This window comes from Novosphingobium sp. fls2-241-R2A-195 (genome assembly GCF_030209485.1).
Taxonomy (GTDB): Bacteria; Pseudomonadota; Alphaproteobacteria; order Sphingomonadales; family Sphingomonadaceae; genus Novosphingobium; species Novosphingobium resinovorum.
The window spans coordinates 16,036-36,735 of record NZ_JARVRY010000014.1 but is presented as its reverse complement, the minus strand read 5'-3'; the positions used below and the strand labels follow the sequence as shown (position 1 = coordinate 36,735).

General features: G+C 64.1%; 19 protein-coding genes. 8 read left to right on the top strand and 11 right to left on the bottom strand.

Going from position 1 to position 20,700, the window contains the following annotated elements; translation table 11 throughout:
- Nucleotide 1: 1 nt before the first annotated feature.
- The 5 genes from QRN25_RS12090 (at nt 2) to QRN25_RS12070 (ending at nt 3,603) form a co-directional block, all read left to right on the top strand.
- Nucleotides 2–1,132 carry a phosphoadenosine phosphosulfate reductase domain-containing protein gene (locus QRN25_RS12090; protein ID WP_285019696.1) on the top strand — a complete coding sequence of 377 codons (1,131 nt, stop codon included), beginning with the start codon at nt 2–4 and terminating at the stop codon, nt 1,130–1,132.
- 22 nt (nt 1,133–1,154) lie between these two features.
- The gene (locus tag QRN25_RS12085) at nt 1,155–1,376 is read left to right on the top strand and encodes a hypothetical protein (RefSeq protein ID WP_285019695.1); all 222 of its coding nucleotides are present in this window, start codon (nt 1,155–1,157) and stop codon (nt 1,374–1,376) included.
- A 332-nt stretch (nt 1,377–1,708) separates the two neighbouring features.
- A complete protein-coding gene (locus tag QRN25_RS12080) occupies nt 1,709–2,125 on the top strand; it encodes a DUF1045 domain-containing protein (protein WP_350224251.1) in 417 nt (138 codons plus the stop codon).
- A 174-nt stretch (nt 2,126–2,299) separates the two neighbouring features.
- Complete coding sequence (locus QRN25_RS12075; protein ID WP_285019694.1) at nt 2,300–3,103, top strand: acid phosphatase; 804 nt, start codon at nt 2,300–2,302, stop codon at nt 3,101–3,103.
- A gap of 83 nt (nt 3,104–3,186) precedes the next feature.
- Nucleotides 3,187–3,603, top strand: coding sequence for an NUDIX hydrolase (locus QRN25_RS12070; protein WP_285019693.1), 417 nt, complete (start codon nt 3,187–3,189; stop codon nt 3,601–3,603).
- Here QRN25_RS12070 and QRN25_RS12065 read toward each other — a convergent pair.
- The 3 genes from QRN25_RS12065 to QRN25_RS12055 are packed head-to-tail and all read right to left on the bottom strand — an operon-like array spanning nt 3,600 to nt 5,932.
- On the bottom strand, nt 3,600–4,949 hold the full coding sequence (locus QRN25_RS12065) for a sensor histidine kinase (RefSeq protein ID WP_285019692.1): 1,350 nt from the start codon (nt 4,947–4,949) through the stop codon (nt 3,600–3,602). The genes QRN25_RS12070 and QRN25_RS12065 overlap by 4 nt on opposite strands.
- Complete coding sequence (locus QRN25_RS12060; protein WP_285019754.1) at nt 4,950–5,609, bottom strand: response regulator transcription factor; 660 nt, start codon at nt 5,607–5,609, stop codon at nt 4,950–4,952. It abuts the gene before it with no gap.
- On the bottom strand, nt 5,609–5,932 hold the full coding sequence (locus QRN25_RS12055; protein ID WP_285019691.1) for a PepSY domain-containing protein: 324 nt from the start codon (nt 5,930–5,932) through the stop codon (nt 5,609–5,611). Before QRN25_RS12055 ends, QRN25_RS12060 begins: the two co-directional genes overlap by 1 nt.
- 105 nt (nt 5,933–6,037) lie before the next feature.
- Between QRN25_RS12055 and QRN25_RS12050 the strand changes: the two genes are divergently transcribed.
- Nucleotides 6,038–6,292 carry a PepSY domain-containing protein gene (locus QRN25_RS12050; RefSeq protein ID WP_285019690.1) on the top strand — a complete coding sequence of 85 codons (255 nt, stop codon included), beginning with the start codon at nt 6,038–6,040 and terminating at the stop codon, nt 6,290–6,292.
- A gap of 119 nt (nt 6,293–6,411) precedes the next feature.
- Nucleotides 6,412–7,077 (top strand): MgtC/SapB family protein, encoded by a 666-nt coding sequence (locus QRN25_RS12045; RefSeq protein WP_285019689.1) that lies wholly within the window; start codon nt 6,412–6,414, stop codon nt 7,075–7,077.
- Nucleotides 7,078–7,084: 7 nt separating this feature from the next.
- Here the strand turns inward: QRN25_RS12045 and QRN25_RS12040 are convergent, their stop codons facing one another.
- Together QRN25_RS12040 and QRN25_RS12035 are read right to left on the bottom strand one after the other, a co-directional pair.
- Nucleotides 7,085–7,510 carry a GFA family protein gene (locus QRN25_RS12040; RefSeq protein WP_285019688.1) on the bottom strand — a complete coding sequence of 142 codons (426 nt, stop codon included), beginning with the start codon at nt 7,508–7,510 and terminating at the stop codon, nt 7,085–7,087.
- Complete coding sequence (locus QRN25_RS12035) at nt 7,507–8,718, bottom strand: MFS transporter (protein ID WP_285019687.1); 1,212 nt, start codon at nt 8,716–8,718, stop codon at nt 7,507–7,509. The genes QRN25_RS12040 and QRN25_RS12035 overlap by 4 nt, the downstream gene beginning before the upstream one ends.
- On the opposite strand from QRN25_RS12035, the gene QRN25_RS12030 reads away from it, so the two are divergent.
- Nucleotides 8,711–9,715 carry a LysR substrate-binding domain-containing protein gene (locus tag QRN25_RS12030; RefSeq protein WP_285019686.1) on the top strand — a complete coding sequence of 335 codons (1,005 nt, stop codon included), beginning with the start codon at nt 8,711–8,713 and terminating at the stop codon, nt 9,713–9,715. The genes QRN25_RS12035 and QRN25_RS12030 overlap by 8 nt on opposite strands.
- A 431-nt stretch (nt 9,716–10,146) precedes the next feature.
- Here the strand turns inward: QRN25_RS12030 and QRN25_RS12025 are convergent, their stop codons facing one another.
- The 6 genes from QRN25_RS12025 to kduD all read right to left on the bottom strand — a co-directional run bounded on the left by QRN25_RS12025 (nt 10,147) and on the right by kduD (nt 20,609).
- Nucleotides 10,147–12,450 (bottom strand): heparinase II/III domain-containing protein, encoded by a 2,304-nt coding sequence (locus QRN25_RS12025; protein WP_285019685.1) that lies wholly within the window; start codon nt 12,448–12,450, stop codon nt 10,147–10,149.
- Nucleotides 12,451–12,520: 70 nt separating this feature from the next.
- Nucleotides 12,521–14,491, bottom strand: coding sequence for a glycoside hydrolase family 97 protein (locus QRN25_RS12020; protein WP_285019684.1), 1,971 nt, complete (start codon nt 14,489–14,491; stop codon nt 12,521–12,523).
- Between the two features lie 31 nt (nt 14,492–14,522).
- Nucleotides 14,523–16,007 carry a glycosyl hydrolase family 28 protein gene (locus tag QRN25_RS12015; RefSeq protein WP_285019683.1) on the bottom strand — a complete coding sequence of 495 codons (1,485 nt, stop codon included), beginning with the start codon at nt 16,005–16,007 and terminating at the stop codon, nt 14,523–14,525.
- Between the two features lie 29 nt (nt 16,008–16,036).
- Complete coding sequence (locus tag QRN25_RS12010) at nt 16,037–18,700, bottom strand: TonB-dependent receptor (protein ID WP_285019682.1); 2,664 nt, start codon at nt 18,698–18,700, stop codon at nt 16,037–16,039.
- 128 nt (nt 18,701–18,828) lie between these two features.
- The gene (locus tag QRN25_RS12005) at nt 18,829–19,851 is read right to left on the bottom strand and encodes a sugar kinase (protein ID WP_285019681.1); all 1,023 of its coding nucleotides are present in this window, start codon (nt 19,849–19,851) and stop codon (nt 18,829–18,831) included.
- A complete protein-coding gene (gene kduD / locus QRN25_RS12000; RefSeq protein ID WP_285019680.1) occupies nt 19,851–20,609 on the bottom strand; it encodes a 2-dehydro-3-deoxy-D-gluconate 5-dehydrogenase KduD in 759 nt (252 codons plus the stop codon). Before kduD ends, QRN25_RS12005 begins: the two co-directional genes overlap by 1 nt.
- Nucleotides 20,610–20,700: the final 91 nt, after the last annotated feature.

Below are 20,700 nucleotides of genomic sequence, written 5' to 3'. Positions count from 1 at the left end.
TATGCTGCACCAGCATCTGCAGCCTGCCGGTGCCACGCCGGCAGGACTGCCTTCGCTCGCCCTGCCTGCCGAGATCCGCGCCGCGATCAAGACTGGGGCCTGGATCGTCTTCAACGTCTCGGGCGGCAAGGATTCCTCCGCCGCAATGTTCGCCGTCTCGATCGTGCTCGATCAGCTCGGCCATCCCCGAAGCCGCCGCCTGGTTATCCATGCCGACCTCGGCCGTGCCGAGTGGGACAGTACACCCGCCATGGTCGAACGGCTCGCAGCGCTTGCGGATCTTCCGCTCCGCGTCGTGCGTCGCAGTGCCGGCGACCTGTTCGACCGCTGGGCGCAGCGCTTCGAGAACGGCAAGCGCCGCTACGAGGCCCTTGAAACCTACAACCTGATCGGGCCGTGGTCATCGGCCTCGCTGCGCTTCTGCACCTCCGAGGCCAAGGCCCATGTGATCGGCCCGCACCTGGCCCGCACGCTGCGCGGCGAAACGATCATCAACGTGCTCGGCATCCGCCGCGACGAAAGTACCGCTCGATCGAAGGCGCCGGAATGGATGGCCGACACGCGCTACGCCAGTGCCGGCAATGCCCATGGCACGCGCATGATGCTCTGGCATCCCATCGTCGAGTGGAGCACGGCCGAAGTCTTTGCGGCCCATGACCATCTCGGCATCCCGCTTCACGAAGCCTATACCTGCTACTCCAGTTCGCGCCTTTCTTGCCGGTTCTGCGTCCTGCAGTCGATCGCCGATGCGCGCGCTTCAGCCAGCGCTCCTGCTAATCGCGATGCGCTGATCCACCTATGCGGCCTCGAGGCGCAATCCACCTTTTCGTTTCAGCCCGCACGCTGGCTTGCAGATACCGCGCCCGATCTTCTCCCGCGCGACCTTCAGATCCGCATCGCGGCCGCCAAGATCGACGCCCAGGACCGGCGCGAGACCGAGGGCGTGATGCCCAAGGGCCTGCGCTACGTGAAAGGCTGGCCGCCGCGCTTGCCGACCATGTCCGAGGCCGCGGCTATTGCCAAGGCCCGCGCGCCGATCCTTGCGCGCCACCAACTCGCCAACCGCTTCCCGACCGCCCGCGCCGTGCGGGAGCGTTTTGCCGACCTCATCGACCAGCGCCGCCGCGCCTGACCCATCGCGAAAGGATACTGTCATGACCGCTTCCACAGAGCATCCCATCATGTCCCAGGCCGAGGCCGTTGCGCTCGGCTTCGCTGGCTTCAACGACGTGCCGCACAAGCCGATCGACGTGCCCGATGGGGAATACACCATCACCGCCAGACCGAGCGACGGCCGCCGCGTCACCTTCTGTTTCCTGCCCGATCGCGAGCGCAGCCATGCCGGGTACGTAGACATCCAGTACCGGCGGGTTTGATCTGAGGAACCTGGCGTCGTCGGATTCGCAGATTCCAGCACGTGTCTTGTGCGGAAGAATTTGCCGATCCGTCGAAGGCGCCGCTAAATAGCGACCCCTCCATTTCCCCCGGCCCGAGCTCATTCCTATGTCGCGAATACCCCCCGATTGCCCTGATCGCAGCCTTGGCTACGGCCTACCCCTCGCAAGCAGAGGACACGCTCAGCATCGACATTTATGCGATCCCCTCACCGTCCATCGTTGATGCGGTAACGGAAGCGAGCGTCGGTCTCGCTGCAAGGGGGATGACCATGTTTCACGCGTAAGGCCATCCGGCACACGTCACGCTTTACCTGACGCAATACCCGGCATCCGCGGCGCCTGCGCTGAAAGCTGCTGTCGCCAAGGCCGCGAAGGCGTGTAGGTCATTCCCGCTCACGGTCACCGGCCTGCAAAGGACTGCCTCGAACTGGCTGTTCTTGAAGGTCGAGAGATCGGCCGCTCTGCAAAGGCTGGCAGATGAGATGACGTTGGCGGCAGAACTATTGCGATCGCACAACCTAGCCCCGCCATCGTCGATGATGGAATACCCTGCAAAGCTGCCCGCTTTCGACCGCTATGGGTCGCCGAACGTGTTCATGCAGTTTGATCCCCACCTGACCCTTCTTGCGAACGAGGCCAATCCAGACCTAGGCAAGTATATGGCGGACGTTGCCTCCCGTCCGCCGCGCCGAGGGCCGGGTGGCAGGTATTTGTCTGGGGATCGTTGACGCGAACGGGCAACTCGTCAGGACGCTGGCGGAATATCGCTGCAAGGCATGATCATGCTGCTCACGGATGGCGGTGGGCGCTCCTTGTTCGCCAAAGATCCGCGCTGTCACATAACTGTCATATTGACGTTTCGGGAATGCTCGGCCTAGCTCTTCGAAGATTGGAGACCTGCCTTGAAGTTCAAACTGTCGATTGCCGCCGCAGTGACCGCATCCGTGCTCATCGCCGCATCCGCAGCATCGAACGAAAGACCCAAGGGCTATCTGGCACCCGGCGAATTCGACGTGACGCACGTCGTCGAGCCAGCACCGCGCCCCGGCGATCCGCGCTACGAAACCGACCGCAAGATATTCAAGGCAACGCGCAAGCTCGCTGATACCCCGCGCTGGCAGCTGGCCACACAGGATGCCAATTATAGCGTGCCGGCGCTGGCGCGCGATTTCAGCTGCGCGGTCGGCATCAAGCTCACGCCGCAGAATGCCCCGAAGCTCATGATGCTGATCGAGCGCGCAGGGTCGGACACGGGTGCGCAGTCCGGCAAGGCCAAGGCGGTTTATCAGCGGCACCGTCCCTTCACGATCGACAAGGGCCGGATCTGCCAGCCAGAATCCGAGCTCTACGATGAAAAGAAGCACCGGATGAGCTATGATTATCCCTCAGGTCATACGACCTGGGGGTGGACCTGGGCTCTCGTTCTTTCCAGCATCGCGCCCGATCGTGCGCAGCCGATCCTCGAACGCGGCCGGGCCTACGGCGACAGCCGCTTTGTGTGCGGCGCCCACAACGAAAGCGCAGTCGAGGCGGGCATGCTATCGGCAACCGCCACGATGGCGCTGGTGCAGACCAAGCCGGAATATCAGGCTGACCGTGCCGCTGCAAAAGCGGAACTCGACGCCCTGCGCCAGACCGGTGAAAAGCCCACCGGCTGCGAAGCGGAAGCATCACTGCTGAATCAGCGGGTCATGCCGCGCTTTTGAAGTTAAGCTCACCCACGCTTCGCTGTTGCCTGCCTTGGCGTGACCCGCTTAGGATTGCGTCGACGGCGTTACAGAGTTGAAAAATGCCTCTTCAGACGCACGCCCTTCCTTACCGCCGGACAAGCGACGGCCTCGAGATCCTGCTGGTGACGTCTCGCCGCAAGGGCAAGTGGATCCTGCCAAAGGGAAAGATAGAGGCGGGGGAAACGGCGGCGCAACGTGCTGCCATCGAAGCGTTTGAGGAAGCCGGAGTACGCGGCTCGGTCTCGGCCGAGCCCCTGTTGGCATCCTCACTGGCAGATCCCAGTCGAGCGCAGATCTATCCGCTCGCGGTGCTGGAGGAACTGGACCAGTGGCCGGAAAAGGCCGTGCGACAGCGTGCCTGGTTCTCGGTCCCGGAAGCGCGGGCACGATTGCAAGATGAAGGGACGCTGCGTGCCCTCGCTGCTTTTTCGGCAATGTTTTCCCACGCCCCACGCCCGTCAGATCCAACCGGCTAAGCCGCTGAGGTCCAGTTCAGAGCCACCCGCAGGCCTCCGATAGGCGCTTCGGCAAACGCCATCGTGCCCCCCGTCGCATCGACCAGTTCCTTGACGATGGCCAGCCCGAAGCCGTGGCCCGAACCCGCCTCATCTAGGCGCGCACCTCGCGCCAGGGCATCATCGATTCGCCCGGCATCCATACCGGGGCCATCGTCATCAATGAAGACACAGATCTTCCCGGCCTCGGCGATGCAGCTGATCGCAACTCCCCGGCGGGCGAACCGGACAGCATTCTCCATCAGCGCGCCGATGACTTCCGTGGTCTCAGGCGCAGCCACGGGAACGGCAAGGCCGTCATCGACGTGGACATCGTAGACCAGACTTCCGCCCTTTTCGGTCTGCTCCAGTACCGAGATGACGTTGTCGACGACATCGGTCAGATCGGCGGTCTCGCCGTTGGAACCACGCGCCAATGCGCTTCTGGCGCGCGCCAGCTCCGTTTCCAGCGCGGCACGCGCGACTGCAAGAGTACGATCGATGGCGTCAGCAGCATCGGGAGCACCTTCACTGCGCGCCCGGCGGCTCTGCGCGGCCATGGCTGCAAGCGGCGTCTTCAGGCTGTGGGCGAGATCCGCAGCCCGGTGGCGTGCTCGCTGCACGTCAGCTGCCCGCGCATCCGCCAAGGCGTTGATAGCTTCGACGAGGTGCGCGATCTCACGGGGGTGGTCATTCGACAGTCGCGCGGATGGATTCCCTCGCAGCCTCTCGACTTGCCCCTGTACGCGCAGAAGCGGCCGCAGGCCAAGCCTGATCTGCACGCCGGCAGCGACCAGAAGCACGAGCCAGAGCAGTACCAGGGCAAGCGCCGTTTCATTGCGGAATTCGCGCAGCGAGAGCACCAGGGCATCATCATCCGAAGCGAACTGGACGAGCACCGGCTCATTGCTTCCGGCTGGCCGGATGATCCGGGAAATGACGATCAGTCGATGCCCGAAGGGACCGTTGGTGCGACTGAGGCTCCACGCTTCGCGCGATGGCTCGGCAGGTGCCGACAGCCGCTGATCCCAGAGGGACGTCGAGCGGATCGCACCTGAGTTCGTCGACGCCTGCCAGTATAGCCCCGAAGCCGCCCGCCAGAACCGGCCATCGCTCGGAAAGCCCGCCGCCATTGGTCGGCCCATGGCATCGATCCGCAGCATGGGAAGCAGTTCGCGTGCCTTGGCTTCCATCGACAGGGCCTCACGGTGCTCCACATGGCGCTGGAACAGCAGGACAAGACCGGCGCCGGCAATCGCCAGCGCCAGGCAGATGGCGAGGCCTCCACCGATGAGCAGACGCGAGTGAATAGAGCGAGCGAAGCGCACTCAATCGTCTGCCAGCATATAGCCCAGCCCCCGGCGGGTTTCGATGATCCCAGCGCCGAGCTTGCGGCGCAGACGGGTCACCAATGCCTCGATCGCGTTGGTGTCTCCGGCCTCGGCCGTGCCGTAGATGTGTTCTGCAATTTCATGCGCGGCCACCGGCTGACCCGGCCGGTGGCTGAGAATTTCAAGGAAGCGGTATTCCAGAGGCGACAGACGCACGGTGCGTCCCTCGACGACAGCGGCAACGCGTCCCGTATCAAGGCTCAGACGCCCGACGTTGATGGCCGAGGATAGATGACCACCGGCGCGCCGGATCAGGCCGCGCAGACGGGCGACCAGCTCGCCCATCGCAAATGGTTTTGCCATGTAATCGTCCGCCCCGGCATCGATCCCTTCGACCTTCTCGGTCCAGTCGCCCCGCGCGGTCAGGATTAGCACCGGGAAGCGTCGACCACTCTCTCGCCATCGGCGCAAGACGCTGAGGCCATCGAGCCGCGGCAGCCCGAGATCGAGAATGGCAGCAGCATAGTCCTCGGTGTCTCCGCGGAACCAGGCCTCATCACCCGCATCGACAAGCTCGACCACATAGCCGGCATCGACCAGTGCCCGGCTCAGGTCTTCCCCGACGTCGGGATCGTCCTCGACTACCAGAACCCGCATCAATCGTCCTCCACCGTGAGGATCTTGCCGGAATGGGCATCTATGGTCACCTCACGCACCCGGCCATCCGGTGTCAGCATCTTGACCTCATAAACGAACCTGCCGTCGTCCTTTTCAAGTTCCACTTCGAGCACTTCGCCCGGCACGCGCTTCTGGGCAAGATCGAGAATGCGTGGGAGCGGCAGAACCTCGCCGCGTCTGACGGCGGCCTGGATGTCGCGGGGATCATGCTGCTGGCCAAAGGCCTCGTTCGCGCCGGACATCTCCAGAACCACCACATAGAGAACTGCGACGAACATCAGGAAATAGCGATTGCGTGCCATTCCATCGCCGTAGCATCCGCTCGCTGACGCCGACCTGACGGCAGGTGCCGGGTTAGTGTCAGGAAGCCTTCGCTATCCCGATCTGATCGAAACGAGGAGATCGACATGAGAATGATAATGATCGGCGCAGCCCTTTGCGCGTTCGCCGCTACGCCTGCCCTCGCTGACCAGCCCGGGCGAGGCTGGATCCCGGTGGCCGCATTGGCAAAGGTTATCGAACGCCAGGGATACCACATGACCAAGGTCGAAGCGGACGATGGCCACTGGGAAGGCGAGATGACCAAGGCAGGCAGGGTCTATGATTTTCATGCCGATCCGCGCACCGGACGTCTGACCAAGGTGGAGCGCGATTACGACTGACCTCGTGCTGTCGGGCAGGACCAAGCGGCATCCTTTGCTGCCTGGTCCTGTAACGGCCCGCTCGAAATCCTCACCGAAAGGTTCACTGGGCAAAGATGATATCCCAATACGAAACCGTCATGCGGCTGCTGGTGGCCGCGCTTCTCGGCAGTCTGGTGGGGATGGAGCGCGAGCGCCTGCTTTGGGCCGCCGGTATCCGCACGCACATGCTCGTCAGCGTAGGCGCCTGTCTGACGATGATCGTGTCGGCTTACGGATTCCAGAATTCCATTCAGCAGCCTCACACCGTGCTGGATCCGGCGCGCATGGCAGCGCAGGTGGTATCGGGCATCGGCTTTCTGGGGGCCGGATCGATCCTCCTGCGGGGAAACTCCGTGCGCGGGATGACGACCGCTGCCAGTATCTGGTCGGTTGCGGGGCTTGGCCTCGCTGCCGGCGGCGGTCTCTACTTCGCGGCCAGCGTCTGCACCGGCATCATTCTGGTCATCCTCGCGGGCATGAAACCGCTTGAGGAGGCCTATCGTGCACGCATCCAGAGTTGCACCTTTCGAATGCGCTCAGAGCGCGGCGCGGTGCCGTTCGACCAGCTCAAGAAGGTGCTGCGCGTACGTGGCGGTCAGGTGAAAAGGATCGAGGTCCAGAGCGTCGAAGACGATCTGGACGACACCACCATCCTGCTGGTCCGGGTCTCGCAGGCCGACATCCGCGCAGGTGCGGCCAGGTTGAAGGAAATGCCCGGCGTGCAGAACGTGAAGGTGTCGAAGAAGGGCTCGCGCAAGCTCTGATGCCCGGTTAGCGTTCCGAGATGAACCGAAGCATGCCGGCAAGTCGTGCGGGTCCGCCCGTATCGTTGGGATGCTGTATGCCGTCGACGACGGGCACTTCTTCGAAATCGAAGGGGCTGATGCCCTCCAGGCAGGCGACGTTCACGCCAAATTGGTTTGGGTCCGAGCGGCGTTGATGGTGTGTGTAGATCCCGCAACGCGAACAGAAGAAATGCTGTGCTGCGCCGGTGTTGAACCGATAGCTGGTGAGCAGATCCTCGCCTTCGAGAATGCGGACACCGCCCATCTTGGCCGCGACCACGACTGCCCCCCGCATGCGGCAATAGGAGCAGGTGCAACGGCGGATCGTGGCGAAACCATCAATGAGCGCTGCTTCGAACTGCACAGCTCCGCAATGGCAGGCACCGCCCATCTTGTCCGAGGGATTGGTCATGATCTATTTCCCTGAATGACCGCTCGCAGGGATGGCCGAAGAACCACCATGAGCGGAACGATTGCCATAGCAGTCAGTGCCGCCGCCACGATCGCGAAGCCTTGACTGCTATGATCAGCAATGATGCCGTAAAGGACCGGCGCAGCGCCGCCCGCCCCGATCACGGCGGTGTAGAAGATCGCGAAGCCACGGCTCGTATCACCCTTCGGCGCAACATCAGGAACCGTGCCATAGAGTATCGAGGACGTGCCATTCAGGACGATCCCGAGCACCGGCAGAATGCATAATGTCGGCCGCAGCGGCGTGAACAGCGTGGCAATGATCAGAAACGCCGTGGCGGTCTCGGTTGCGACGACACTTGCCAAGATGCCAAAATGCTCGCTTAGCCTGTTGCAGGTTGCCTTGCCGAATGCTCCGCCGATGAACAGCAGGGCAAGCGCAAGCCCGACGTTCGCAGACCCGCCGCCGCGACTGTGCACCAGGAAGGGCAAAAACAGCAGGTAGCCCATACGCGTGGCGGTATCGAGACCGCCAATGAGCGTCAGCACTGCGAAGCCGGATCGAGCTTGCCCTACCCGCCACGAAGCTGGGTCAACCTTTTCCCGTGATGATACAGAAGGTGCCAGCGCAACTAGGGCTCCGGTGACGACAATGCCCAGCAGCGCCATGGCACCAATGACCGGGCGCCAGGAAAGCACCGGCAAGAGGAGGGCCGCCAGTGCCGGGAGGGAGGCTTTCCCCAGATCGCCTGCGAAGTTGTAGACGCCAAGCGGTCGCCGTGATGCAGGCCCATAAGTATCGGTAACCAGGATCGATCCGCGGGGATGCTGGATGCTGGACCCGATGCCTGCACCGAAGAGGCCTACGCAAAGGCCGACGAAGCCCAGGGGCAAGACCATGATGGCAAATCCGGCAACAGCGATAAGCGTGGCCAGGGTGAGCGCGGTCCGTGGGGCCGTACCATGCAGCACGCGATCGGCAGGGATCTGAAGCGCGCCCATCGTTCCGTAATAGAGTGCCCGCACCAGTGCGAGGCCGGCGTACGAGAGGCCGAAATGGCTCTGCCAGATCGGCAGGAAGGCGTAGAGCCCGTCGGTATAGCCATCATGCAGAGCATGGACGAGGCAGGCAGCCAGCAGGTTGCGCGGCTTCTTCAACGTGGCCCCGTTAGGCGAGGCCGGGGTGGCGAGTGTGTGGGCGGTGTCCATCGAACCTCCAGCCTCAGATGTAGACCCGCGCCATTTCCAGAAACAGACGGTGCTTGATCACGACACCTGTGAGTTTTACTCACCTGATATGCGATCCCTGCCTCCACTCAACGCTCTTCGGGTTTTCGAGGTGGCGGCGCGAACCGGCAGCTACGCCGCTGCCGCGACCGAACTTGGCCTCACGCATGGCGCCGTAAGCCGTCATGTCGCGACCCTGGAAGCCTGGATCGGCCAGCCTCTGTTCCGCCGGGACGGGCGCAGGATGGTCGCGACGCCACAGGGTGCTTTGTTCGCAGCCGAGGTCGGTCAGGCATTCGATCGTATCGCGCGGGGTGCGCAGGCATATGGACGGCCAACGGCACGTCGTATCCTGCGGGTCAACGCACCGACCAGTTTCGCCATGCGGTGGCTCATCCCGCGCCTTGAGCAGTTCCATTCAGATCATCCGCATGTCGAGGTCGTTGTGAGCACCGTATCGACGATGCTGGAAGACCTGCGCGGCGGTTTCGATGTCGCGATCCGCCGTGGTCCGGCTCGCGACAATGCTTGGCCGAACCACTATGCTGTTGCGGTGCTAGAGGACGTTGACACGCTAATTGCGAGCCCGGCGCTTCTCGACAAGAAGCCCATCGGGTGTCCTGCCGACATCGAGGGGCACACTCTGCTGGCAAGCGAAACGCGCGCCGGCGACTGGATCGATTGGCTCGACGCCGCAGGCCTGTCGCACATGACGGGGCACGCCCGCCAGACCTTCGACCATTTCTACGTCACACGCCAGGCTGTCGAGGATGGGCTGGGTATTGGAATTGGCCCATTACCCATGTTGGCGATCGACATCGCGGCAGGAAGGCTTGCGACCCCGCTTCCCCATATCGTCGTCCAACGGACGGGGTACGTCGCGGTGGTGCCGGACTACGCGCCCCCGCACAGCACCCTTATGGAATTCGTCCATTGGCTGGCACAGGAAGGCCGGCAGGCGATTGCCGGCAGGTTCTAGCTCGAAAACACAACGAAGCCGGTTATTCGCTCATCAGCGTTATCGGGATGAAGGCGCGTCATCGTTGCCTTGAGAGAAGGCGGACTATCAATGCTTCGGAGCGAGTACGCTTTGGCAGAGCAGCCAGAATAGATTGGCAACCGATCCTGCGTGAACGTCAGCTATCCACGAGACCCGGCTCCGAAACGGACATTCCTCAATCGGCCAGTCTTGAGCGTTCAGAATGGGAAAGCAGTCGGTCGGCACTTGGGCGCGTAAAATTGGGTGCTGAACGACCGGGAAGGGTCGGCCGCAGAAAGGATTGCTAAGCGCCCGCCGCCACGGTCCCGAGATAGAAAAGATTTCTTAAGTTGTTCAACGCGGAGAAGGGCCTTTCGACGACGCCTTGCTCATTGACTTTCCTCTCCATGAGTGTCGCGGGGGTAAGGTGGTCAATTCGTTCTGGGCAATACGGCCTGGCCGTTTGCGCAAGCGGCCGTCCCTTCCATGCCTGCCACTTGCACGGGCGCCGAGCAGGCGATGCGCACGGTCCCGTGGGTGCCGCTGAACTGAACCTGGGTGCTGGATCCCATCGCGAGATGGGCGGTGACCTTCGCCAGCGAGTCGACAAGGACCGCGCCTGAGCGGCGGACATAGCTTGCGTCCACGACTGTGATCTCGTCCGGAGCCGTGTTTTCGTCGCGGCCCAGGGGGCGGCTGACAGCCAGGATGTAGGCGTCAGTGTCGAGCCCGGCGATCGTGGCGTTGGCATTGCGATGGCGAAGTCGTCCGTCTGCCAGAAGGTTGAAGTAGACCTCCGTGATGCGATCGGCGCCGGTGATGCGCACGCCGATCCAGTTCGTGCCTTCGAGGCGTTCGATCCGCGACGGGGACATGCCATCGTTGTGGGGCTGCAGGGCGACCAGAAACTTCTCGCGATCGCTTTTCCCGACCGGCTGGAAGCCGAGGTAGGCCTGCTTTATCTTCGGGTCCTCGTCGGCGAGGCCCTCATGGCCGACGAGGCGCAGTGCATAAGGATAGTCGGTCGGCAGGCCGCCGTCCGGCAGAGCCGCCGGGAACAGCGGCGTGACGTCGACGCCGGCGTCCGCGTCGCGAATTTCGACTGTCCTGCCTTTGCGCGTCGCCGTCCCGCTATGATGCAGCAGCCACTCAAACTGTCCGGGATCGCGGCTGCGCAAGTCGTCGATGAGGAGGATCGTGTCTCCCACCCAAAGGATATTGCGGTAGTTGCGCTGAAAATATCGGCTCGTCGGGCCGGTGGCATCCGCCCAGGCATAGCGAATGTTGGGCGTATCGAGCACATGGTCGATCGTGCCCATCGAAGCCGACCCGTCGTACAGGTCGCTGGCGGGCTCCGCTTTGCCGTCGATGGTGACGACGTTGTGGGCTTCGCTTTGCCGGTAGTAGCCATCGTACTCCGGCGTCGAGTAGCCCGAATGGCCGGAATCCGCGATGAGCGTGCGCCCCTTGTGGTAGAGGATGAAGCTGCCGGCATCGGCATGGTTGTGGTTCCAGGTGAAGCCGGACTTGACCCCGAGAAGCGTCGCATCGGGGGACCAGTCGCTGCGCATGGTCAGCAGGCCCTGGTCGCGCGATACGTACGTGCGCGATGTGGTGGTGGACGAAGATGCTGAGGCGCGCGCCGAGGCGTCAGGGAAATAGGGAAGGTTGGTGGCATCCTTCCACGCATCCTTCGCGGGCACGCCGGAGAAGCCGGCGATATACTTCAGGTACTCGGGATTGTGGTCGCCGAGCGCCCACAGGTCGGCCAGCGTGTGGCAACCACAGCTGGGCGGGCGGCTGTCACCGAAGTTGAGCGACACCCACCCCTCGCTGCGGGGATAGCTGGTGGCGAGAAAATATCCCGCGATCTTGTCGAGACCCTTGATGGGGGAGGGCTCGGTGCCCATCGCCTCGGTCCATGAGCGGCGGAACAGCATCAGGCTGTGCAGCGCCAGCTCGGCATAGGAGACAGTCTCCGAGTAGGCACCGTCGCTTCCGAATGTGGGGGGCTTAGTGCCGATGCGGGTGCCAGGAAACTCGAACCATTCCACGCTCGCCTCGTCGATGCGGCGCGCCCATTCGAGGCCGCGCGGATCGTCCTCGCGCACGGCAAGCGCGGCGACGCCCGCGCCGAAGACGATATGCGCCCACCAGTTATGCCCCATCGTGTCGAGCGCATGGATGCGCTTTGCGCCATCGATCCAGTCGTCCATGATCGGGAGGATAGCGCCTCGGATGAGGCCCTGGACGATGGTCTGGCGCTCGGCCTGCGAAAGCGTGTCGCGCACGGCGTCATAAGCAATGCCGGTGCTGGCGGCGGCATAACCCATACCGAGATCGGATCTCCAGGGCGGATCGCGGCGCGCGAGGGGGGTGTCGGTCAGCCAGTCTTTTCTGGCCGCGCGCTGCAGCAGGAGGGCCTTGGCTCCTTGCGCGTACTTCGCCTGTCCCGTGACGCGGAATGCGAGCCCTAGCGCTTCCAGAGCACTGTCGATCTCGCGGTCGCCGCGCGGGGTCGAAGTCAGCGCCTTGTCCGCCGTCTTGCGCAGGGCATTCCAGCGGGCGCGTGCTTCGGGGTCGCTGGCGACGAGTTGCTTCACCCGCGCGATGTTGGCGGGATTGAATGCCAGGGAGGCAGGCGATGCTCCGGTCTGCTCGTATGCCTGGCCCTGTGCCATCGCGGGCGCGGCTGACAGTATCACGGCCATGGCGGCCAGGGCGCTTCGCATCATTTCATCCATTCCTCGTCCAGGCCCGTAGCGCCTGGACAATTTGCTGCACGGTTCGTTGTCGGGCCCATGATCACGTCAGGCGCTCGAAGAGGATCGCCTGGCCGCCGCTCGGCTGCATCGCGACGGTCAGAATGGCAGCGGCATCCACCTCGCGCCGGGCGATGTCCACCTTGGTCCGTCGGGGCTCCGGCGCTCGGGAACCGTCCGCAAAGACCATCGCCTGCCATTTGCCTTCGCCCAGGAAGGCGAGCGGGATCTGGATCGTGCGGGCCTCCTCGTTCGTCATCGCGCCCAGGAACCAACGATTGCCGCATCGCCGCGCGACCGCCACATATTCGCCGGGCTCGCCGCCAATCGCGCGGGTTTCGTCCCAGGTCGTGGGACATTCGTCGAACCATTGCAGCGCGGGCCAGCTGCCGGCGCGGTACTTGGCCGGAGCGTCGTACCAGTAGAGGAACGTCAGCGGATTATAATAGACGGCCGCCATCGCCAGTTGGTGCGCGTTGGTGGTCTTGTTCATGTAGTGGTCGTAGCAGATCGTATAGTCGATCGGACCCGAAAGCGCGCGGGTGAAGGGCAGGGTGACGTTGTGCCTTGCGGTGGGGAACTGTTCGTTGCCGCGCACGCCTTCGAGTGCGACGTAGTTCGGCAAGGTCCGCTCCAGCCCGGCGGGACGAAGGTTGTCGTGCAGGTTGACCAGGAGGTGGTTGTCGCCGCAGGTCTTCACGAGGTTGTAGATCCAGTCCACATCCTCCTGCCGTCCTTCCCAGATGAAACCGAACTTGATCCCGGCGATGCCCCACTTGCGGTATGTCGCGACGATGGCATCGAGCTGGCGCATCGCGGGCACGCGGTCGACGTAGACGATGGTGCCAATCCCCTTCGCGCGCGCGGCGGCAACGATGCCCTCGATGTCGAAGCCGTCGATGGGGCGGGTCGCATCGCTGGGGTCGGTGCCGTCGCCATACCAGTGCGCGTCGAACTCGATGTAGTCGAGCTTGCGCTCGTGGGCGAAGGCGATGCCTTCCATCGCGCCGGCGTTCGAATAAGGCTTGCGGATCCGGAAGGCGCGGCCCGGGCGGATCCAGTCGTCGGAGCCCAGCCTGTCCGGCGTAGCGAGCGTGGGGACGAGCCCGGCCTTGTCGATGAGCGCGGCGGGACGTTCGCCGACCATGATAACGCGCCAGGGCGTCGTGAAAGGTGCTTCGACGGCGAACAGGGGAGCGGCATGGGTGTCGCCGGGCCCCGAATAGCCGGTGGCGCGGCCGGGGAAGTGCATCAGGCGGCTGACCATGGTCTGCTCGTCCTCACCCGGAGCGAACATCATGCGCGGGTAGTGCAGCCGGTCGGATTCGCATAGCAGCATGGCAAGGCCCGCACGTGTCTGGGCCAGCGCCGGGGTGTCGGCCAGCGCGCCCTTGTCGGTGCTGGCGGTCAATTCGGGATGGGGCGCAGGCGCTATGCGGCCTGGCGAGGACACAGCGTATTCGCCTTCGTCGCGGCTGGTCCACACACGGGTTCCGGTTGGCATGCGGAATTCGATCTGCTCGCCGCCCAGCGTTATGGATTTCTTTGGCGCGGAGATCAGGACGAAGCGGCAGGCGATCCCGTCGTTGTGCGCGAACAGGCGGATTGCGAAGCGGATGCGTGTCCGGCGGTCCTCGAAGCGGGCTTCCAGCTGGCTAGCCCTGCCGTCATAGCGCGCGGCGATCCCATACGGCGGCTGCCAGGTGCCATCGATGGCGGTAATCTCCGAGCCAAGGAATTTCGCATCCGGTCCGAGGCGTTTGCCATCGTCAAGCACGAGTGCCAAGCGCGATGGTTCCAGCATGACGGCATCGCCATGCCGGGCGGCCCAGCGCGGGTGCTCGCGGCGCGATGCGGGAACGAGCAGTTCGAGCGTGGTGCGTCCATCGGGCGATGAGACGGTCAGGCGCCGCCCCTCTGGCGCGACCTCGGAGCGGGCCGCGGGGATGGTCGCGGCTATCCCTGTAGCGGCAGCGCCAAGGCTTGCCAGGATGGTGCGGCGATTTGTCTTCATGCTTATTCTCTCTCCCGGTGGGCGTACCGCATCAGCGGATGCGCAAGCTCTCGACATGCTTGCCCACCACCATATCCGCCGCCTGCGGGGTGTCGATGCGCTGGCCAGCTATGCTGAGGTTCTCGATCGTGACGTTGCGAACCGCGGTCTTCGCGGAAAGGCCCGAGATGATCGACTGGCTCGGCATGCCTTCGCCAGTGAAGGTGACGTTGCGGATGGTAACTCCGTCGATCCCGCGTCCCGGCGCCTTGTTGTAGCGGGCGTTGTTGCCGGCGACGATATTGATCAGCTTGCCTTCCTCGATCCTGTCGACGCGGATGTTGCTGAAGGTGATATTGCGGATCAGCGTGCTGTCGCCCGAATAGGCCGCGATCGCGCCTTCCCAGTCGGGATCGTCCTCGTCGAGATTGGCGATGTCGATGTTGTCGAAGGTCACGTCGCGGATCGTGCGCGGGTCGGCATTGTCGCCGAAATGCCCGATATAGAGCGCGTGGGCCACATCGTTCCAGATGCGCAGGTTGCGAACCGAGATATCGAAGGTGTCCCCCGGCGGGTCGATGTCGGGAATGCCCGTCTGCGCCGCCCGCTGCCGGCACAGCGGACAATCGGCAACAGCATAGACCACCACGGCGTCATCGGACACGCGCAGATAGCCGCCGTCCACCGAGACATGTTGCGAGGTGGAAATGTTGATCCCGTCCGACCACTTGCCCGAGGTGAAGCCTGTGACATTGCGCAGCGCGACATTGCTGGAGTTGCGGATGTTGATGACCCGCGCGGCGTCCTTGCGGTCGCTGTTGACCATGATCAGGTCCGAGATTGCGACATTCTGCGCCTTTTCCAGGTCGATACCCCGTCCGGGATCCCAGAGCATCCCTCGCCCCGATATCTTGACGTCCTTCACCCCCTCCAGCGCGAAGGAGCCTTTCAGGACGGCCCCGCCCGCAAGGTAGATGCGCTCTCCCGACTTTACCGGGAACACGTCGCTGCCCTCAGGCGGGACATGGAGCCCGGGTTCGAAAACGCGCACGTTCGGACCGTTCGATGCGGCTGCGGGCACGGCGCCGGCCAAGATGTGCAGATTGTGAAGCCGGTCGTCATCGAACTGGAGCGAGAAGCTCTCCGGACGGGTCAGCGTCATGCGCACCAGACTTCCGTTGCGTTCTGGCTTCACTGCGCCCGACAGTGGTGCAACGGTGATCTTATCGAAGCGGCCGTTATTCTTGAGGACTTCGATTTCCACGGTGCCCTGAAAATCGAAATACACCATGGAGGCATTCTGCCTCGTGTCCGTGTCGACCTGTACGCGGTACTCGTAGAGATCCTGCCATGCTCCGCCCGGCTTGCGCACGCGGACGGTGAAGTCGTCGTTATGCGCGGCATAGAGCAGTCCCTTCGGCACGGGATAGACCTGCAGAGCATCGTCCGCCGCGAGAACGGCAGGGGCCGCCGCGCAGGACAATGCGATAGCGGCAAGGCCGATGCCGGTCCGGCGCAGGATCGCGGGTTTGCGCATCGAAGTGGCTCCTGAGCTGTGCGATCGCATCAGAAATTCGCTGTCCCGGTCAGAAAGAACGAGCGCGGCTGGGTGGTAAGGATGCCAGTAGTCGCATTGGGATACATGCTGATGATCTGGGCCTGCGACAGGCCCGAGACGGGCAGGTTCGGATTCTGGATGGAGAAGATGCCGATGTCGTTGAACACGTTGTTGACGTTGAAGCCGAGGCGGAAGTCGGGCGACACATCGTAGGACAGCGACAGGTCCGTCTGGGTCTGGGTGGGGAAGGTCGTCAACCCGGTGAAGCTAGACGGGCGTGAACCCAGATAGGTGAAGTTGACGAGCGCCGTGAATGGACCGGTCGCGTATTCCAGGCCGATGCGGCCCTGCACCTTTGCCAGGTTCTCAAGCTTGCTATTGGGATAGGCTTCCAGCTGGTCGTCGGCCCGGCCGGTCTGCCCCATGTTCCAGTTGTACCATTCGAGCGCCTTGCCCTTTTGGAGCGTCACGGCCGCCGTTAGCCGCAGCTGGGGCGTCACCCGGATATCGCCCTCGATCTCGACCCCGTAGACCTTCGTCTTGTTGAAGGCGGGCGTGGTTACGTAAGTCGTGCCGTCAAGGTCGGTCCCCTGGCCGACGACGTTCACCTTGTCGAGCAGGGTGAGGAACGGGGTCAGCGTCAAGCGAACAGCAGGGCTCACATAGCTGAAGCCCGCTTCGTACTGGGTGATCAGCGGCGGCGTGATCGGCTGGTTCTGCGCCTTGAACACGGTGTCGTACCCGCCCCAAAGCCCGTCGCCGTTCTTCTTTCCGCGGGCGTAGCGGACATAGGCGGAGAAGCGATCGGAGAAGCGGTAGTTGGCGGCCGCCGTGTAGTTCACGAAGCTCAACTTCTTGTCGAAGGGCACTTCGCGGTTCAGCACGCCCACGAGATTGTCGTAGATCGTCAGCGGGTCGCCATCGACGCCGCCGTAAGTGCGGTCGCGCGCCTGCGGGTTCGCCGAGGCGAGCAGGTTTGTGCCCTTGTAGCCGAAGCGCTCGTAGCGGATGCCGGCATCCAGGGTGAGCTGGTCGGTCGCCTTCCAGTTGAGGCCGCCGAATAGCGAGGTCGAGCGGTTCTTAACGGTGTTGCGGACCGGCGCGGTACCGATCGAACCGAACCCGGCGGGATTGGTCATCTGATAGACATTGCCGGTCGCAGCGTCGGTGAAGGATACCTGCGCGGCCCCCATGTCGGACTCTATCGGGGCGATGTAGCCGCCGGGGGGCAGCAGTTCGCGCACGAACTTCGATCGCGAGAGGTAGCCACCGGCGGTCATGGTCAGGCGGCCGATCCGCTTGGAGATCGTCAGCTGGTTGATGAACGACTGCTCGTCGAAATCGGTCGAGGTGCCGGTCCCCGAAATGACGCCGTTGGCCAGAACCTGCTGGTTGGGCAGGTTGTTGGTCAGCACCGTGTAGCCGCTCGCGGCGCTGGCCACGCGGGCGAGCAACTGGCCGTTGCTGCCGGTCACCGTGATCGTTCCCGGAACGCGGCTGAGCCCTGCGGCGCTGAAGCCCAGGTTGTTCCACAGGTTCTGGTTGTCCAGGCCGAACGTTCCGACGCCGTTCTGATTGAGCTTCAGGCGGTTGTCGTTGTACCGGAAGTGATTGCTGATCTGGAGCGTGTCGTCGACATCGTGCTCCCACTTGAGGCCCACGGTCCGCGCGACGGTGTGGTCGAGATTGTCCGGATCGAAGCGCTGGCTGTCCACGACGCCTGATCCGGGGATGGTGAAGGCCGATTTGCGGCCCAGCGTGTAGTTGTCATAGCGCGACAGGCCGGGCGCGATTTGCGGATCGTCGAAGCCGATCGAGGGGATACGCTCGGAATCGTAGGATCCGTTGTGATCGTCGAGATACTTGCCGTAGAGGACCAGCGAGCCGGAGCCGTAGTTCCAGCCCAGCGATGCCTTGATCTGCCCGCCCCGGTTGAACGGATAGGCGGTCGGCCGTGCGCCGAACGAACGGCGATAGAACCCGCCTATCGACCCGTAGACGCCGCTCTCACCGAATTCGGTGCCGTAGTAGGCGTCCGCACGCTGATAGGGCTGGCTTTTGCCTTCGAGACCGAGGCGAACCGAAGCCACGCCGCCGTCGTGATCGGTGAGGGCGTTCTTGGAGATGTAGTTGAACAGACCGCCGGGTGCGTTGGGCCCCGTAACAGTCGCGCTGCCGCCGCGCAGCGCCTCGACGCGCTTCAGCGTCAGGTCCTGACGATAGAAACTGTCGGGCTGGAAGCCGCTGCCCTGGATGCCGATCACCGGCAGGCCATCGTCGAGCAATGCAACGAAGTAGTAGCCCGATGTCGCGGACTGCGTTCCGACCGACAAGCCGCGCGCATAGACGATGTTGCGCGCCTCGCCGATCGACGAGTTCACATAAACACCCGGCACGTTCTTCAGAAGGTCGGCCGCGCTGACCGGGGCCGAGCGCTGCACCGTATCTGAATCTATGGTCGAGATGGCGACGGCGGCGTCACGCTTGGCCGTGCGGTTGAGCACGCCGGTGACGATAATCTCGTTGGCCGAGGCATCCTGTGGAGCCTGGGACGCAGGGGCGGCGTCCTGGGAAAAAGCCGGAAATGCCGAGCACGAGGCCAGAAGCAGCGAGGCCAGTCTGGCTGTTGTGGATACGCGTCCGCGGCAGCGGAGCGAGGCGTTGCGATTCATGTGCGCTCTCCCGAGGGCGTCTGGTTGTTGCAAATATGATATCGATATCAGTCGATACGTGCAAGGGGATATCGATACCATGGGATTGTCTTTCCGATGTTTCGAGGTCGGACGGCTTGCGCGCTGGCCTAGCGCCGCACGTCGCCGCCGCTGGCGGAGAACGCTTCCAGTTCGCCCGGCCCGACGAGGCACATATCGCCCGGCACGGTATGCTTGAGCACGGTGTAGGCCAGCCCCGCCTGCGCGGTGGCGACGAGGTCCGCGCCCTGCAGCCACTTGTGCAGCACGCCCGCCGCAAAGGCGTCGCCGGTGCCGATGCGGTCGACGATGCCGGTGACGTCCACCTCGCTGGTCTGGTGCGCCGCGTCTCGCGCATCGAGACGCGCGGCGATACGGTGATGGCCGGAGTTCACCACGTGACGCGCCGTCGAGGCGATCAGCTGCAGCTTCGGAAACGCCTCGAAGGCGGCCAGCGCGGCCTCGCGCCGACGGTCGGAGCTATCGCCGGAGAACGCCTTGCCCAGCAGCAGCGAGATATCCCGGTGGTTGCCGATCATGACCGTCGCCGACTGCATCAGGTCGGTCAGGATGGCGCGCGGATCGCTGTCCCAAGCATCCCACAGCAGTGCGCGGTAATTGCCGTCGAAACAGACAGGCACGCCGGCGCTGTTGGCCGCGGCGACGGCGGCTTGCGCAAGCGCGACGCCACCGGGGCCGAGCGCCGGCGTGATGCCCGACAGGTGGAGCAGTCGGGCGCCCTCGAGCGCGGAGGCGAAGTCGAACTGGTCCGCCTTGGAGGTTGCGAACACGGAACCCGCGCGATCGTAAGTGATCGACGAGGGCCTCAGGCCCGCTCCGCTCTCGAGGAAGTAGAGGCCCATGCGGCCGGTATCGCGCCCGACGTGGGCGGTATCGATCCCGGCGGCATTCAGGGCCGCGCGCGCCTTGTCGCCCAGCGGGCTGGACGGCAGGCGCGTCAGCATCTTCACGTTATGGCCCAGCGAGGCGAGCCCCGCCGCGACGTTCGCCTCGGCCCCGCCGACGACCATGTCCAGCGCATCGCACTGCACCGTCAGCCGCGCACCCGGCGTGGCGAAGCGAAGCAGGACTTCGCCGAAAGTGACGACGTGGCCGGAAGCGCTATTGGTCATCAGCGCGCCAGCCAGCCGCCATCGACGGCGAGGACCTGACCCGTCACGTAGTCTGATGCCTGCGAGGCGAGGAACACGGCGGTGCCCGCAATGTCCTCGGGACGGCCCCAGCGGCCGGTCGGGATGCGCTCGAGGATCTGGCGGTTGCGCGTCTCGTCGGCGGAAAGCGCAGCGGTGTTGTTGGTGGTGATGTAGCCCGGCGCGATCGCGTTGACCTGCACACCCTTGGGCGCAAGCTCATTGGCCATCGCCTTGGTGACGCCGGAAACGCCCGACTTCGCCGCCGCATAGCTCGGCACGCGGATGCCGCCCTGGAAGGTCAGCAGCGAGGCGATGTTGACGATCTTGCCGCCGGTTCCCCGCTCGACCATGCCCTTCGCGGCCGCCTGGCTGAGGAAGAACAGGGTCTTGAGGTTAGTGTCGATCACCGCGTCCCAGTCCTCCTCGGAGAACTGCAGCAGGTCGTCGCGGCGGATGATACCGGCGTTGTTGACGAGGATGTCCACCTTGCCCAGCCCTGCCACCGCCTCGTCGATGACGCGCTGGACCGGCTCGATGCTGGACAGGTCGGCCTTGATGTTCACGGCCTTGCGGCCCGTCGCGGCGATCAGCGCCAGCGTCTCGGTCGGCTCCGAGCGGCCCGCGACGGCGACGTCGGCGCCTGCCTCGGCCAGCGCGACGGCGATGGCCTGGCCGATGCCGGTGTTGGCGCCGGTGACGAGCGCGGTCTTGCCCGTCAGGTCGAAGGAAATTGCCATGATACCCTCTCTCGTCATTGCGAGCGCAGCGAAGCAACCCAGGGCGGTTGCGACGCTGGCTCGATGGATTGCTTCGTCGCTGCGCTCCTCG